At 65.8% G+C, this 14052-nt stretch carries 12 protein-coding genes; 9 read left to right on the top strand and 3 right to left on the bottom strand.

The genetic code is table 11. The annotated features are described in order from the left end of the window. Positions 1-130: 130 nt before the first annotated feature. Positions 131-1285, top strand: a complete 1155-nt coding sequence (locus tag ABEH27_RS04410; protein ID WP_346612383.1) for an aminotransferase class V-fold PLP-dependent enzyme — start codon at positions 131-133, stop codon at positions 1283-1285. A gap of 459 nt (positions 1286-1744) precedes the next feature. Here ABEH27_RS04410 and nfsB read toward each other — a convergent pair whose 3' ends face one another. Beyond that, a complete protein-coding gene (gene nfsB / locus ABEH27_RS04405; protein WP_346612382.1) occupies positions 1745-2398 on the bottom strand; it encodes an oxygen-insensitive NAD(P)H nitroreductase in 654 nt (217 codons plus the stop codon). Positions 2399-2502: 104 nt separating this feature from the next. On the opposite strand from nfsB, the gene ABEH27_RS04400 reads away from it, so the two are divergent. The 3 genes from ABEH27_RS04400 to ABEH27_RS04390 all read left to right on the top strand — a co-directional run bounded on the left by ABEH27_RS04400 (position 2503) and on the right by ABEH27_RS04390 (position 4943). Further along, positions 2503-3393 (top strand): LysR family transcriptional regulator, encoded by an 891-nt coding sequence (locus ABEH27_RS04400; RefSeq protein ID WP_346612381.1) that lies wholly within the window; start codon positions 2503-2505, stop codon positions 3391-3393. Between the two features lie 84 nt (positions 3394-3477). Next, a complete protein-coding gene (locus ABEH27_RS04395; protein ID WP_346612531.1) occupies positions 3478-4308 on the top strand; it encodes an AraC family transcriptional regulator in 831 nt (276 codons plus the stop codon). Positions 4309-4358: 50 nt separating this feature from the next. Beyond that, positions 4359-4943, top strand: a complete 585-nt coding sequence (locus ABEH27_RS04390; protein WP_346612380.1) for a LysE family translocator — start codon at positions 4359-4361, stop codon at positions 4941-4943. A 65-nt stretch (positions 4944-5008) separates the two neighbouring features. Here the strand turns inward: ABEH27_RS04390 and ABEH27_RS04385 are convergent, their stop codons facing one another. Then, entirely contained in the window at positions 5009-6208 is a 1200-nt protein-coding gene (locus ABEH27_RS04385) for a sugar transporter (RefSeq protein WP_346612379.1), read from the bottom strand. Between the two features lie 202 nt (positions 6209-6410). Here ABEH27_RS04385 and ABEH27_RS04380 point away from each other — a divergent pair, with 202 nt between their 5' ends. After that, positions 6411-7727 (top strand): hypothetical protein, encoded by a 1317-nt coding sequence (locus ABEH27_RS04380; protein ID WP_346612378.1) that lies wholly within the window; start codon positions 6411-6413, stop codon positions 7725-7727. Positions 7728-7811: 84 nt separating this feature from the next. On the opposite strand, the gene calA is transcribed toward ABEH27_RS04380, so the two are convergent. Further along, a complete protein-coding gene (calA, locus tag ABEH27_RS04375) occupies positions 7812-8864 on the bottom strand; it encodes a vanillin reductase (protein ID WP_346612377.1) in 1053 nt (350 codons plus the stop codon). A 179-nt stretch (positions 8865-9043) separates the two neighbouring features. On the opposite strand from calA, the gene ABEH27_RS04370 reads away from it, so the two are divergent. The 4 genes from ABEH27_RS04370 to ABEH27_RS04355 all read left to right on the top strand — a co-directional run bounded on the left by ABEH27_RS04370 (position 9044) and on the right by ABEH27_RS04355 (position 14049). After that, positions 9044-9949, top strand: a complete 906-nt coding sequence (locus ABEH27_RS04370) for an AraC family transcriptional regulator (protein WP_346612376.1) — start codon at positions 9044-9046, stop codon at positions 9947-9949. A 92-nt stretch (positions 9950-10041) separates the two neighbouring features. After that, complete coding sequence (locus ABEH27_RS04365) at positions 10042-10548, top strand: sigma-70 family RNA polymerase sigma factor (RefSeq protein ID WP_346612375.1); 507 nt, start codon at positions 10042-10044, stop codon at positions 10546-10548. Then, positions 10545-11534, top strand: coding sequence for a FecR family protein (locus tag ABEH27_RS04360; protein WP_346612374.1), 990 nt, complete (start codon positions 10545-10547; stop codon positions 11532-11534). Before ABEH27_RS04365 ends, ABEH27_RS04360 begins: the two co-directional genes overlap by 4 nt. 79 nt (positions 11535-11613) lie before the next feature. Then, positions 11614-14049: a TonB-dependent siderophore receptor gene (locus ABEH27_RS04355; protein WP_346612373.1), complete on the top strand. Its 2436-nt coding sequence runs from the start codon at positions 11614-11616 to the stop codon at positions 14047-14049. The last annotated feature ends 3 nt before the right edge of the window (positions 14050-14052 follow it).

Raw genomic sequence — 14052 nt, 5'->3', positions numbered from 1 at the left:
AAATGGAGAATATTTTTCTCCACCAACGCCAACTAGCTCAAACAAAAGGGCAAAACCTTCTTCACTGCCACCGGTACCCTTGCTGCAACGACCGCCGACCCTCACGGCCACAGCCAAGGACCCGCCCACCATGCCCAGTGCCCCACTCTATTTCGACTACGCCGCCACCACCCCGGTAGATGACCGCGTCATCGAAACCATGCTGACCTGCCTGGGCCGCCAAGTGAACTTCGGCAACCCCGCCTCGATGGGCCACGCCTATGGCCAGAGTGCCCGTGACGCCGTCGAGCAGGCCCGCCAGCAAGTAGCCGAGCGCATCGCTGCAAGTGCCGATGAACTGGTGTGGACATCGGGCGCCACGGAGTCCAACAACCTCGCCCTCAAAGGCATTGCCCAGGGCCTCGGCCAGCCGGGCCACCTGATCACCAGCCAACTGGAGCACAAGGCCGTGCTCGATACCGTCAACGAGCTGGAGCGCCAAGGCTGGGCAGTAACCCGCCTGGCGCCAGATGCCGGCGGGCTGATTCAGCCCTATGACGTGCAGGCAGCCCTGCGCGCCGATACCCGCCTGGTGTCGCTGATGGCCGTGAACAATGAACTGGGGACCGTCACCGATTTCGCCGCCATTGGCCAGCGCGTGCGGGCCCACGGGGCCCTGCTGCACGTGGATGCCGCCCAGGCGGTGGGCAAACTGGCCATCGACCTGCAAGCGATGGCGGTCGACCTGATGTCATTCTCGGCGCACAAGGTGTATGGCCCGAAAGGCATCGGCGCGTTGTTCGTCGGGCCACGTGCACGCGGGCTGATGCGCGCGCAGATTCACGGTGGTGGCCATGAGCGCGGGCTGCGCTCCGGCACCCTGGCGACCCATCAGATTGTCGGCATGGGCACTGCCTTCGCCCTCGCCGGCCAGCCCGGCGACAGCGAGCACCAGCGCATCGAGCAGCTCGCCAAGCGCCTGCGTGACGGGCTGCTGGCGCTGCCTGGAGTAAGCCTCAATGGCTGCGCGACTCAGCGCATCCCGCATACCCTCAACCTTTGCATCGAGGCTCCAGGCTTCAACAGCGCGGCGTTGGCCAGCGAGCTGGCGCTGTCGACCACCTCGGCCTGCAACTCGGCGAGCAATGCAGCGTCGCATGTGCTGCTGGCGTTGGGGCTGGATGAACAGCGGGCACGCAAGAGTGTGCGGGTGAGTATCGGGCGGTTTACCCAGCAGGCGGAGGTGGAGAAAGCCATCGAGGTGTTCGGGCGGGTGGTGGCGGCGGGTTCTGTGGCGTTGTGGTGACATTTTGGGCGGTTCGCTGTTAGAGGTTCAGCGGGTTGGGAACCGAGCGGCGCATTGCGAAGCGCTTGCCTTGAGATCTTCAGCGCCCTTGAGATCGAGCGCCGCCCGCGCGGCGCTTCGCGGGGCAAGCCCGCTCCCACATTTGTTGCAACGTGCCATTCCAGTCAGGCCATGGTTGTCCGCCTTGGCGCATGATCTGAAGACAGGTGAGGCGGCAGCAGTGCCAGCCGAAAAACCTCGTCGAGCCACCAAGGCTAAAACTATGGCCTATCAGGCCATGGCACGTTGCAACAAATGTGGGAGCGGCGGTGCGGCGATCCGACTTGCCCCGCGAAGCGCCGCGCGGGCGGCGCTCGATCTCAAAGGCGCTAAAGATCCCAAGGCAAGCGCTTCGCCGGGCGGCGCCCGGCCTCAATATCCCCGCAAGAACCTCGGCGGGCACCTAGGCCCCACCCCGCATCAAAGAAAAGTAAACACCTTCGAAGCCGGCAAGCGCGACTTGTTCAGCCCGGCATTGAAATCGGCCTCGCTGCGGTAACCCAGGCTCAACACCACCACACTGGTGAAACCCTGCTCACGCAGGCCCAGCTCAGCGTCCATGATCTTGCTGTCGAACCCCTCGATCGGCGTGGCATCCAGCCCATGGGCCGCGGCGCCCAGCAACGCCGTGCCCAAGGCCAGGTAGGTCTGTTTCTCCATCCAGTGCTGCAGGTCTTTCTGGTCGAAGCGGTGCAGGTTCACGTAGTGACGACGGCTGTTGTTTTGCCCGGCACGGGCCTGGTCGTCACGAAAACGCCCGTCAGCCGCTTCCTGCTCCAGCACGCTGTCCAGGTGCGCTTCGGTCATTTCGGTACGGGTGCAGAAGACGATCACGTGGGAGGCATCGAGAATCTTCGGCGTGTTGTACGCATAACCCTCGGCCGTACTCTTGGCCAGGCGCGCCTTGCCCTCGGCGCTGTCGGCAACGATGAAGTGCCAAGGCTGCGAGTTGACCGAGGACGGGCTATGGCGCAGTTGCTCAAGCAGCGCATCGACGGTGGCCTGGGGAATCTTGCGGGCCGCATCGTAGGCCTTGGTGGTGTAGCGGCGCTTGGCCAGGGAGACGGTATCCATGCTGCAACTCCATTAAACGGAACGGGATGTGGAGCGCATAGTATCTTTCCTGATAATTCGAAAAAGCGGCAGAATGCAGCAACACTTTCTCCCACGGAATGAAAATGCTGCGCATCACTGATCTCGAGCTGTTCGTGCGCAGCAGCGCGCTGGGCAGCTTCACCGCCGCTGCCCACGAGGCTGACTTGCTGCCCGGCCAGGTTGCCGCCGCGATCAAGCGCCTGGAGCGCGACCTCGATGTACGCCTGTTCGCCCGCACCACGCGCAGCCTGCGCCTGACCGCCGAGGGCGAGCTGTACCTGCCCACGGCGCTGAGCGTGCTGGAGAGCCTGCGTCAGGGCCGCGATAACCTGCACGGTGCGCGCACTACCCTGCGCGGCGTGCTGCAGGTGTCGGCGCCCTCGGACCTTGGGCGCAACATCCTGCTGCCGTGGCTCAGCGAGTTCCGCCGCGAACACCCCGAGCTGACCTTGCGCTTCCACCTCTCCGACCAGGTGGCCGACCTGTTCCGCGACCCGGTGGACGTGGCCATCCGCTATGGCCTCAACCAGGAAGCCAACTACATCGCCCTGCCCCTGGCGCCGTGGAACCGCCGTGTGCTGGTAGCATCGCCTGATTATCTGGCGCGCCACGGCAGGCCGCAGGCACTCGATGACCTGCAACAACACGCCTGCCTTTTGTACCTGCAACTGGGGCGCACCTACGACAAATGGCGGCTGGGCAACCGCACCGTGCAGGTCAGCGGCCCGCTGTTCAGCGACGACGCCGACGTGGTGCGGCGCTGGGCACTGCTGGGCGAGGGCATTGCCTACAAGTCATGGCTGGATGTGAGTGCCAACGTCGCCTCAGGCGAGCTGGAAGTGCTGCTGCCCGAGCACCCGGGCGAACTCACCCCGGTGACCTTGGTGTGCCCGCACCGCAAGCAGCTGTCGCCTGCGGTGTCGCAGTTGCACATCTGGTTGCGTGACCGCTTCGCCGCCCAGCAGCCGCAATGAAGCGCCGCGCTGCACAAATGTTCTAAACCGCTGCCAGCTTCTGCGATAAGGTGAACTGCCCTACCCCTCTGCAGCCTTGCCGCCCTGCCCAACTGGATCGACCTCAAGCAAGACGCCGACACCGGCATCGAGTCGGTCCGCGCGCATTTCGTTGGCCACGCCTACGACCCGCACTGGCACGACAGTTTTCTGGTCGGCTACACCGAACAGGGCGTGCAGCAGTTCGATTGCCGGCGGGTGCGCCACCACAGCACGCCGGGGCATGTGTTCCTGCTCGAGCCCGGTGATATCCACAACGGCCATGCCCCCACAGATGAGGGCTTTACCTATTCGACGCTGTACCTGGAGCCGAAGTGGCTGGAGGCCGAACTGCGGGCGTTGTTCGAGCAGGCGCCGAGCGACAGCCTGCCCAGTATCGCCTCCCCGCTGTGCCATGACCCCCGCCTGGTCGGCGCCACCGCGCGCGCCTTCCAGGCCGTGCACGGCGAAGAGCTGCGTATCGTGCGGCAAACCGCCACCGATGACCTGCTCGGCTGCCTGACCGGCCACCTGCACTGGCGCAAGCGCCTGAACCCCGACCCGCGCCTGCCGCTGACCGCGCAGCGGGCGCGTGATTACCTGCACACCCACCTGGACCAGGACATCGGCCTGGACGACTTGGCGCTGGCCTGCGGCGTCGATCGCTTTCGCCTTACCCGCGCGTTCAAGGCCGCCTTCGGCCTGGCGCCGCATGCCTACCTGATCCAGCTGCGCCTGGCGCGCGCCCGGCGCCTGCTTGCTCAGGGCCAGACACCAACCGAAGTGGCCATGGCCCTGGGTTTTGCCGACCAGAGCCACTTGGGCCGCTGGTTCCGCCGTGCCTACCAGCTCACCCCGGCAGACTACCGGCGCCGCTGCACAAACCTTCCAGACTGACGCGCGGCGATGCCCGAGCATGGTCCTCTGTTCAATCGGAGCCTTTCGCCATGTCGCATTCGTTGTTGCCGTTCATCCTCTTCGCCCTGGTCGCCAGCATCAGCCCGGGGCCAACCAACCTGCTGATCCTGGCCCATGGCGCGCGGCAAGGCATGCGCGCCAGCGTGGCACCGATCCTGGCGGGCTGCGGTGCGGCGGCGGCGGTGGTACTGCTGGTCGGGCTTGGGCTGGGCGAGGTGCTGATGCGCCATCCGCTGGCCAGGCAGGTGATGAGTTGGGCCGGCGTAGTGTGGTTGAGCTGGCTGGCATGGCGCATTCTGCGCAGCGCCGGGCAGCCCCTGGATGTAGGCGCAGCCGAGCCGTTCGGTGCCCTCAGTGCAGCGTCACTGCAAGTGGTCAACCCGAAAGTGTGGATGATGGCCGTGGCGGTGATCGGCGTGTTTGCGGCGCCTTCCTTGCCGGTGTGGCAACTTGCGCTGGTGTTTCTGCTGATCGCCCTGCCGTGCATGACGGCCTGGGCATTGCTTGGGGTGGGCAGTGCGCGCTGGTTGCAGGCGCCGGGGCGGTTACTGTGGTTCAACCGCGGGTTGGCGGGGTTGCTGCTGGTGTCGGCCTGGGCTGCACTGCTTGGCTGATTTCACTGTTCGCTGGTGCGGCAGCTGCGCGCCGCACCCACAAAAAACACCACTGGCACCGAGTGTCAGTGGCTCAGCGCCTCGCGAAACCGCCGGGTGCTGGCCACCGCCAACAGCAACCCGACCACCGCCACGCTGCCGCCGACCATGCCGATATCGGCCACGCCCATCTGGCTGCTGACGATACTGCCCAGCAGCGCCCCGCCACCGATGCCGATGTTGTAGATGCCCGAGAACAGTGCCATGGCCACATCCGTCGCATCGGACGCCAGCTTCAGGGTCTTGGACTGCAGCGCCAGGCTGAAACTGAGGATCGCAATACCCCAGAGCATGCTCAGCCCGGCGAACAGGTAGAAGTTGCCTGACAGCGGCAAAAGCAGCAGCAGGCACGCCGCCAGCAGGCCGATCGAGCCAACCAGGAAGCCATGCGGGAAGCGGTCGCTGTAGCGGCTGAACAGCAGCGAGCCGAACACCCCGGCGCCACCGAACAGCAACAACAGCAGCGTGGTGCGCTCGCCACCGATCTGCGCCACGTGCAAGGCGAACGGCTCGATATAGCTGTAGGCGGTGAACTGCGCGGTGATCACCAGCGTCACCAGCACGTACGTGATGACCAGCGCCGGGCGCTTGAACAGGATCGGCAGGCTGCGCAACGAGCCCGAATTCTGGCTGGGCAGCAGCGGCAGCGATTTCATCAGGCACAGCATGGTGGCCAGCGCGACCCCGGCAATGCTGAGGAACGTCACGCGCCAGCCCAGCGCTTCGCCGACCACGCGGCCCAGCGGGATGCCCAGCACCATCGCCAGGGTGGTGCCGGTCGCCAGCAGGCCAAGCGCCTTCGCCTGCTGGCCGGGCGGCGCCACGCGCACCGCCAACGAGGCGGTGATGGCCCAGAACACGGCATGCGACAGGGCGATGCCGATACGGCTCACCAGCAGCATGGCGAAGCTCTGCGACAGCCACGACAACAGGTGGCTGATGATGAACACCATGAACACGAACAACAGCAGGCGCCGCCGCTCGATGTTGCGTGTCAGCAGCATCATCGGCAGCGAGGCCAGGGCTACCACCCAGGCGTAGATGGTCAGCATCAGGCCAACCTGCGCGGTGGTCATGTCGAAACTGCTGCCGATGTCGCTGAGCAGCGCCACCGGGACGAACTCTGTGGTGTTGAAAATGAAGGCCGCCAGGGCCAGCGCGATCACGCTCAGCCAGCTGCCGCCATCGCTGGCCGCTGGCACGTCGGTGGGGATGGGTCCGTTCATGGGTGGAATTCTGTTCTCCGCAGGCATGGCGAAAGGACGCGCGTCAGGGGCCAAGTATCGGCCGCGCTGAGGCACGGGTTTGTTATTGGAGGGAATGCCCGCATGGTACGCGTCAATATCGTGCCTCACAACCCGCCGCGTATTGCAGGTACCATGCGCGCTGTGTGTGAAATGCAAGCGGAACAAGGAGCCCGATCCGCCCATGAACGATCAACATGCCCAGCAGCAATGGCAGCAAGCGGTCACTGCCTATGCCCAGGCCATCAACCGCTACGTCGCGCAAGGCTGCGCCCAAGGCTGGGACGACCTCGAAGAACCGCAACACGCCGCCACCGAGCACCTGCTCGATGCCTGGCAGGACGCCCTGCAGGCCGTCAACCGGCCGGGTGTCGACGAAGAGCAACGCCAGGCCTTCCGCGCGGCCTGGCCGCCAGCGCACCTGCCGCTGGTGCCCCTGCTCGACGCCCACGGGCAAGGCATCTGCAACGTCCTGCTGCTGGACGATGGCAGCCTGCTGGCGCGCATCGGCATGCCGCATGAAAAGGGCCAGGTGGTGCGCATCGATCAACAGGCTGTGACCCCGGTGATTGGTATCGAGCACTTTGGCCGCTGCCCGCAGCGCCGCTACTTTGCCTTGGCCAACGCCGAGGGGGTACGGGTTACCGATGGCTGGGGCGGCCCGCAGGTTGCTCGCCTGCCCTGGCCGAACGGGCTGGAAGGCCTGCCAGCGGGTTACCCGTTCGAACCGTTCGACCTGCCGCCGACACCCACCACGCTGGTGCCTTTCGCGGACGGCCAGCGGGTGCTGCTGGTCAGCGCCGAGGGCATTTTCCTGCTTGCCGCCGAGGGGGCTACGCGGTTGCTGCCACGTGAGTCGCAGGTGCTCGAAGCGCTGGCCGAAGGCACCGACCCGGACGATATCGGCCTGGGGCTGGCCATGGAGCATGGCGCGGTGTCGCCGGATGGCCGGCTGATCGTGGTCGGCGAACAGAGCAGCCGCCATCTGGTTCTGAACGACCAACTGCAAGCCGTGGCAGAGATCGGCCCAGGCGGCGAGTACCCGCATTTCGCCCTGTTCAACCGCAGCGGCGACCAACTGATCATCAATGCCTGCCACTTCTACAACGGCGGCACCCTGGGGGTACGCGTGGCGGACCTGCCGGGGCTGGATACCGAATACTACAGCGAAGACCCGCGCACACCGTTGCTGCAGGATGGCGCGCGGGTTTATGCCGGGGTAGCCGGTGAGGGCGAGTACATCGTTGGCGATGCCTACGGTTACCTGCGGGCGTTTGGCGAGGATGGCGCGGAACATTGGCAGCATTACCTGGGTTCGACCATCAGCGCCATGGACCTCAGCGCGGACGGGCGCACGCTGGTTGCTGCGAGCCATGCCGGGTTCATTTCGGTGATCGCGCTGGGCAGCGGGCGGCCAGAGTGGCAGATCGGCACCGGGGCACATGGCGAGGTGCGGCGGTGGTTGTTCTGGAAGGGTTGGGACAAGGCGATGGCCTGGTAGTCCTGCACCGGCCTCATCGCGGGCAAGCACGCTCCTGTAGGAGCGGGCTTGCCCGCGATGAGGCCGGCCAGCCACCCCCCCTAATCAGCCCTGCAGCGTGGCCATGTCGATCACGAAGCGGTACTTCACATCGCCCGCGATCATCCGCTCATACGCCTGGTTGATGTTGCGGATGTCCAGCATCTCGATGTCGCAACGGATGTCGTGCTCGGCACAGAAATCCAGCACTTCCTGGGTCTCGGCGATGCCGCCGATCAACGAACCGGCCAGCACTCGGCGCTTCATTACCAGGTTGGCTGCATGCACCGCCGGGTCGATCGGCTCGATCAGGCCCACCAGAATATGCACGCCGTCGAACTTCAACGTTTCCAGGTACGGGTTGAGGTCGTGCTGCACCGGAATGGTGTCGAGCAGGAAGTCAAAGCGCCCGGCGGCGGCGCGCATCTGCTCGGCATCGGTGGAGACGATCACGTGGTCCGCACCTTGGCGGCGGGCTTCGTCGGCCTTGGCCTGCGAGCGGGTGAACAGGGTCACCTCGGCGCCCAGCGCCTTGGCCAGCTTGATGCCCATATGGCCCAGGCCGCCCATGCCGAGAATGCCGACCTTGTGGCCGGGGCCGACGCCATGGTGCTTGAGCGGCGAATAGGTGGTGATGCCGGCGCAGAGGATGGGCGCAGCGCTAGGCAGGTCCATGCCGGCCGGGATGCGCACCACGAAGTGCTCGCTGACCACGATGCTGCTGGAATAGCCGCCCATGGTGTTGCTGCCGTCGACCCGGTCCGGGGTGGCGTAGGTCATGGTCGGGCCTTCCAGGCAGTACTGCTCCAGGTCCTTGGCGCAGGCCTCGCAATGGCGGCACGAATCGACCATGCAGCCGACACCGACCAGGTCGCCGACCTTGTGCGCCGACACCTTGTCGCCCACCGCGGTTACGCGGCCGATGATTTCGTGGCCAGGCATCAGCGGGTAAACGGCAATGCCCCACTCGTTGCGGGCCTGGTGAATGTCGGAGTGGCACACGCCGCAGTAGAGGATCTCGATGGCGACGTCATCCGGGCGCGGGCTGCGGCGCTCGAACGTCATGGGGGCCAGTGGGCTGGTCGGGGTTTGGGCGGCGTAACCGATGGCGGTATACATGCGGGACCTCATGAGAAGTGAAACGATTCAGGCGACGCATTCTGCGCGCCCTCGGCTGCGGTGCCCACGGCAGATTCTCCGGCATGCATGCCTGATTCTCCGAACCTAGCATTCGCCATCTGGCGCTGGCCTGCCGATCTGCGATGATGCAACTGTCTGATTCTCTGCCCTGGTTCATCATGCAGCTAACCCGCCACGTCGACGCCAACGCCCCGTTGTGCACCCTTATTCGCAGCCTCGCCAGCCGCCCGGGCTTCGTGCCCACGCACCTGCCCCAGGTGCAGGTGTTGAGCTGGGACCATTACGTGGCCAGCAGCCCGCAGATCTACGAGCCGAGCCTGATGATCCTGGCCCAGGGCAGCAAGCTTGCGCGCCTGGGGCCGCGCACCCTGGAGTACGGTGCCGGGCATTATCTGGTGCAAGCGCTGTCGGTACCGTTCATGTGCGAAACCTTTGCCACCGCAGAAGAACCGCTGCTGGGCGTGGCGGTGGACATCGACCGTGGCGTGCTGGGTGAACTGGTGCAGAGCATGGAGTTGGCACCCGACGCCGCAGTGCAGGCGCAAACACCGCAGTCCATGACCTCGGCAGCGCTCGATGAGCCGATGCGCGAAAGCGTCGAGCGCCTGCTGCGCTGCCTGCAGGACCCGGTCGACGCCAAGGTGCTGGGGCCGGCGCGGGTCCGTGAGGTGCTGTACACGGCACTGCGTGGCCCACAGGCCGGGGTGTTGCGGGCACTGGTCGAACAGCAGGGGCACTTCGCCCGCATCGGCGCCGCCCTCGCCCACCTGCGCGAACACTACAGCGAGCCGCTGAGCGTCGAAGCACTGGCAGCGTGCGCGAACATGAGCGTGTCGACCTTCCATGAGCACTTCAAGCGCTGCACCGACATGGCGCCGATGCAATACCTCAAGCGCTTGCGCCTGCTCAAGGCCCAGCAGATGCTGATCGGCGAAGGCCTGGGGGTGGCGCAGGCGGCGCACCGGGTGGGTTACCAGAGCACCTCGCAGTTCAGCCGCGAGTACAAGCGCCAGTTTGCCCGTAGCCCGGGTGATGAACTGCCGTATCAGAGTTTGCCTGTCTGAGGGCACACCTGTTCAGCGCCACCCCATTGCGAGGCATCCAGCGACCCGGCTAATATTGAGAACGATTCACACTCACAACTGGATGCCAGGCGTTGGACAGCACTTCGACCCGCAAGCTGGGCTTTTTCTTCAGCGACCATCACCGTTGGCTGCTTCAACACATCCACAAGCGCCTGCGCAACCGCGCCGATGCCGAGGATACCGCTGCCGAGGCCTTCTGCCAGATGCTCGGCGCCCGTGTCGACCCCGACAGCATCCAGCAACCTCGTGCCTACTTGTCGACCATCGCGCGGCGGCTTATTTTCGACCGCCACCGTCGGCGCCAGCTGGAACAGGCTTACCTGGAGCGCTTGGGGCAGCTGCCGGAACCGGTGGCCCCTTCGGCTGAAGAACAGCTGCTGCTGATCGAGGCGTTGGTCACCATCGACCAGGTGCTCGACGGCCTGCCCGCCATCGTCAAGGCGGCGTTCCTGTACAGCCAGCTGGACGGCATGAGCTATGTCGACATCGCCAGCAAGCTGCAGATCAGCGAGCGCACCGTCAGCCGCTACATGAAGCAGGCCCTGCGCCAGTGCTACCTGTGCGAGGTGCAGCCATGAGCAGCCGGCCGCTGGATGCGATCAGCGAACAGGCCATCGACTGGATGGTGGCAGTCAACGCCCGCACACCCGACGACGCCCTGCTGCAGCGCCTGGCGCACTGGCTGCAGCAAGACCCCGCCCACCAGCAGGCCTGGGAGCGCCTGCAGCGCCGCCTTGGCCGCCCGCTCGCCACCTTGCGCGCGCTGGAGCAGCGTGCCCCCGGCCAGGCCGCCGAAGCGCGCCAGGTGTTGCTGCAACCTACCCACTCGCGCCGCGAAGTGCTCGCCGCGCTGGCCAGCGTTGGCCTGTTAGGTGGCGCGTTGTGGGGCGCCTGGCGCAGTGACACCGCGCAGAACTGGCGGGCCGACCTGCACACCGGCAGTGGCGAACGGCGCAGTTTCATCCTGGCCGACGGCAGCCGCCTGAGCCTCAACAGCGCCAGTGCCGTCGACCTGCACTTCGATGCCGGGCAACGCCTGCTGGTGCTGCGCCGTGGCGAATTGCTGATCCAGGTGGCCGCCGACCCTCGCCGCCCGTTGCGGGTGCGCACGGCCCAGGGCCAGGTTCAGGCGTTGGGCACACGTTTTCTGGTCAGCCAGGAGCACACCGCCACCCGTGTCGTGGTGCTGGAACACAGCGTGCGCACCAGCCTGCCCGATGGCCGCTGGCTGGACCTGCAGCAGGGCCAGGCCGCGTTGCTGCGCAGCAATGCCATCGAGCCGCTGAAGGACGACCAACAGCAGCGGGCCGCCTGGGTAGAGGGGCGCCTGGAAGTGCTCGACGAACCGCTGCACGCTGTGATCGATGCCCTGCGCCCGTACCAGCGTGGCTACGTACGGGTGGCCCCTGCCATCCGCGCCCTGCGGGTACAAGGCGTGTTCCCGCTTGACCAGCCCAGCGAGGCACTGCAAGCCCTGGCCGAAACCCTGCCGATCAGCATTGAACACTATGGCCCGTGGCTGACCTTGATCGGCCCAGCCCACCCGCGGCCAACAAAATCATGAAAATCATTCGCAAGCGTGTCCGGTTTTCATTTCTCGTCCCACCTATCTCCTGACAAGCCAATACAATCGGGAGAACTCCGTGCACAACCTCTGGCCCCGCGCCCTGCCCCTGGTCGCCGCCCTGACCAGCTTCAACGCCCTCGCCCAGGCGCCAACCCTGGCGTTCAACCTGCCGCCGGCAAGCCTTGCGGCAACGCTCAACCGCATTGCCAGCCAGAGCGGCACCATCATCGCCCTGGAACCTGCGCTGGTACGTGGCAAGCAGGCCCCCGCCGTGGTCGGCCAGATGAGCGCCGAGCAAGCCATGCAGGCGGCCCTGGCCGGCAGTGGCCTGCAGTTGCGGGTCACCGGCAGCGGGCATTTCAGTGTGGCCCCGGCCACCCAGAGCGGTGATGCGCTGGAGCTGGGGAGCACCAGCATCACCGACGACTACCTGGACGCCACCAGCGAGGGCAGCGGCTCGTACGCCGCACGCGCAGTCACCCTGGGCAAAGGTACCCACACGCTCAAGGAAATCCCCCAGTCGATCACGGTGATTACCCGCAAACAGCTGGACGACCAAGGCATCACCGACCTGCAGGACGCGCTCAACCACACCACCGGCATCGTCGGCGCCCAAGGTATCGGGCCGGGCGTGGTGGTGACCTCACGCGGGTTTCAGATCGACGACTGGCAGTACGACGGCGTGCCGATCCCACGCAACAACTACTCACTGGGCAACTGGGCAACCCAGGACCTGGTGTTCTTCGACCGCGTGGAGGTGCTGCGTGGCGCTTCCGGCCTGCTGCAGGGCACCGGCAGCCCGGGCGGCGCGATCAACCTGGTGCGCAAGCGCGGCCAGGCCACCCCGACCGTCACCGTCACCGGCAAGGCCGGCAGTTGGGACCACTATGGCCTGCAACTGGACGCCGGCGGCCCGTTGACCGACGACGGTCGCGTGCGCGGCCGGGTGGTGGCAGACGAAGACCAGAGCGACAGCTTCATCGACTACCAATGGGGCAAGTCCCACTCCCTGTACGGTGCGCTGGACATCGACCTGAACGACGCTACCACCGTTGGCGCTGGCATCAGCTACAACCGCCAGCAGTCGCGGCCGATGCTGCGTGGCCTGCCCCGCTATGCCGACGGCAAGCCCATCGACCTGCCGCGCTCAACCTACACCGGCGCCCGCTGGAGCCGGGCAGAAAACGAGGTCACCACCTACTACCTGGACCTGGAGCACCGTTTCAACGACGACTGGGCGTTCAAGGCCGCCGCCGTGCGCATGGACGAAACCAACACCTCCACGCACCAGCGTGTGCAGACCACCGGCCAGGGCGTGGAGCCTGACGGCAGCGGCATCACCTACGCCGATTGGATCACCGATTTTCACAACACCAAGCTGGGCCTGGACATGAACGTGACAGGCCACTTCGACACAGGCTCCGTGGCGCACGAAATCACCGTAGGCGGCAACTACTCCAAGCTGACCTCGGACGACGCCTACTGGCGCAACTTCGATGCCTCCGACGACAACATCTTCGACATCGACCACAACCGCCCCGAGCCCAGCCGTGACAGCATGTTCGACGGCGAACTCGCCCGCGCCAACCGGGCCAGCTACGACATTCGCCAAAAAGGCCTGTATGGGGTGTGGCGGGTCAAGCCCATCGACGACCTGACCCTGATCGTCGGTTCGCGCGTCAGCTGGTTCGACTACAGCTGGGACTCGATCGACTTCAACAGCCGCACTGACCCGGGCAACCGCTACCCCACCAGCCGCATGACCGAGTCGGGCGAGGTCACGCCCTATGCCGGTTTCGTCTACGACCTGACCCGCGAGTGGGCCTGGTACGCCAGCTACACCGATGTCTTCGTGCCGCAGACCGAACGCGCCGTCAACAACGCGCCGCTCAAGCCGGTGATCGGCAGCAACTACGAGACGGGCCTGAAAGGCGAGCTGTTCGACGGCCGGGTCAACGCCTCGCTGGCGGTGTTCCGCTACGACCAGGAAAACCGCGCGGTTACCGACGTGGCCTCAGGCTTTGCCTGTGACGACTGGTACTGCTCCACCGCAGCGGGCAAGGTGCGCAGCCAGGGCATCGAGGCCGAGATCAGTGGCGAAGTGCTCAGCGGCCTGCAGCTGTTTGCCGGCTACACCTACAACACCACCAAGTTCCTCGACGACCCGGATGAGGAAGGCCGGGTATTCAGCCAATGGACACCCAAGCACATGCTGCGCGCCTGGGCCGACTACACCCTGCCGCTGGACGGCCAGCGCTGGAGCACCGGCCTTGGTTTCACTACCCAAAGCCACACCCTGGGCTACGAGCGGACCTATACCGTGCCCGGTTACACCGTGTGGAGCGCGCGCCTGGCCTACCAGCTGACGCCTGAAGTCAGCCTGGCGGTCAACGGCAACAACCTGTTCGACAAGAAGTACTGGGTGGCCGGTTTCAACCAGCTCAACGGCAGCAACAACTACGGCGAGCCGCGCAACTTCATGTTCACGGTCAAGTACACGCCGCAGTTCTGACCC

Origin of the sequence: Pseudomonas sp. P39-UII1 (genome assembly GCF_039672635.1) — a bacterium.
Classification (GTDB): domain Bacteria; phylum Pseudomonadota; class Gammaproteobacteria; order Pseudomonadales; family Pseudomonadaceae; genus Aquipseudomonas.
The sequence above is the reverse complement of the archived record's forward strand: the minus strand, read 5'-3'. Positions and strand labels throughout refer to the sequence as shown.

Bases quoted from the DNA above. Each gene is read 5' to 3' on its own strand.
- ABEH27_RS04385 (WP_346612379.1), bottom strand. From the start codon at position 6,208: ATGAACGGACCCATCCCCACCGACGTGCCAGCGGCCAGCGATGGCGGC.
- calA (WP_346612377.1), bottom strand. From the start codon at position 8,864: ATGTATACCGCCATCGGTTACGCCGCCCAAACCCCGACCAGCCCACTG.
- ABEH27_RS04410 (WP_346612383.1), top strand. From the start codon at position 131: ATGCCCAGTGCCCCACTCTATTTCGACTACGCCGCCACCACCCCGGTA.
- ABEH27_RS04370 (WP_346612376.1), top strand. From the start codon at position 9,044: ATGCAGCTAACCCGCCACGTCGACGCCAACGCCCCGTTGTGCACCCTT.
- nfsB (WP_346612382.1), bottom strand. From the start codon at position 2,398: ATGGATACCGTCTCCCTGGCCAAGCGCCGCTACACCACCAAGGCCTAC.
- ABEH27_RS04400 (WP_346612381.1), top strand. From the start codon at position 2,503: ATGCTGCGCATCACTGATCTCGAGCTGTTCGTGCGCAGCAGCGCGCTG.
- ABEH27_RS04380 (WP_346612378.1), top strand. From the start codon at position 6,411: ATGAACGATCAACATGCCCAGCAGCAATGGCAGCAAGCGGTCACTGCC.
- ABEH27_RS04360 (WP_346612374.1), top strand. From the start codon at position 10,545: ATGAGCAGCCGGCCGCTGGATGCGATCAGCGAACAGGCCATCGACTGG.
- ABEH27_RS04390 (WP_346612380.1), top strand. From the start codon at position 4,359: ATGTCGCATTCGTTGTTGCCGTTCATCCTCTTCGCCCTGGTCGCCAGC.